General features: G+C 54.1%; 1 protein-coding gene. It reads right to left on the bottom strand.

Annotation, left to right across the window (positions count from 1 at the left end):
• On the bottom strand, window positions 1-1,133 hold a 1,133-nt coding region (locus ACTHUR_RS11620; protein WP_440398673.1), incomplete at both ends, for a TonB-dependent siderophore receptor.

The raw sequence follows: 1,133 nt of genomic DNA, 5'->3' as shown, positions 1-1,133 counted from the left end.
GCGTATAAGTGTATTCGGTAAAGATTTCCTGCGGCACGCCCGCAATTTCAAATTTGCCGTTCAAATTGTTTTTGAAAGTCAGTTGTTTTTCGTCATTGTCGTAACGGCTCAACCAGCCCGAAGCCAATGTGCTGCCGGGCGTGTAGCCTGCGTAGGACGTGGACGTATTGTAAATGCCGCTGTTTTTCTTGATATTTTCGTTGTAGTTGTAATCCAGCTTGCCGGTATAACGCCAGTTGTCGTTGAAATAGTGCTCTACTTCGGCGAATGCGTTCGCCTTGTCGTAAATGCCTTTGTTCCAGTTGTAGCCCAGATAGGTATCGCGCGGCAGGTTCAATGCCACGCCCCAGTCGTCGGGCTTGGTGTGTTTGCGCTGATAGAGGCCGCCCCAAGTGATTTTGGTGTTGTCGCCGACGGATGCGTCCATCACGCCGTAAAGCGTGGCATTGCCGCCTTTGACGCGGTCTTTGAAATTTTTGTCGCGTTCCAATGCGACGACGGCGCGGCCGCGCAAAGTGCTTTCATCGTTCAGAAGACCTGAAAAGTCCCCCGTGGTGCGGACTTTACCGAAGCGGTCGATTTGGGCTTCACTCTGAATAATGCGTTCGCCGGTGGGGCGTTTGCGTACGGCGTTCAACGTACCGCCTGGCTCGCCGTTTGCCTGCGTCAGCCCGGTCGCACCGCGCACGACTTCGATATGGTCGTAAACGGCGATGTCGTTCATGCTTTGCGCGTCATACATCGGATTGTTGATGGCGCCGGGGACGGTAGATGAGATTCCGTCCTCTTCGATTTGGTCGATATAGAACCCGCGCGATTGGAAGCGCGGAATGCCGGCATCACGGATGACGTTGACACCGGTAGTGGTTTTCAGGGCATCAACCAAGTTGGTAATCCCCTGCTCATTGATTTGTGTCTTGGTAATCACGCTCACCGACTGCGGCGTTTCTTTCGGGGACAAGGCAAGGCCGGTGGTGGTACGCATGGCTGAAGTTGTGTAGGAGTCGCGGTTTTCGGTGCGGGTAGAACGGTTTTTGCCGGTTACGTTGACAGTTTGCAGCTCGGCAGTTTGTTCGGGCCGGGGTGTTGCCGTGTTTTCTGCTAAGGCTGCATAGGGCAGAGTGGCAATAATG

Source organism: Neisseria sp. P0021.S007 (assembly GCF_051956855.1).
This window is presented reverse-complemented; position numbering and strand designations above follow the sequence as displayed.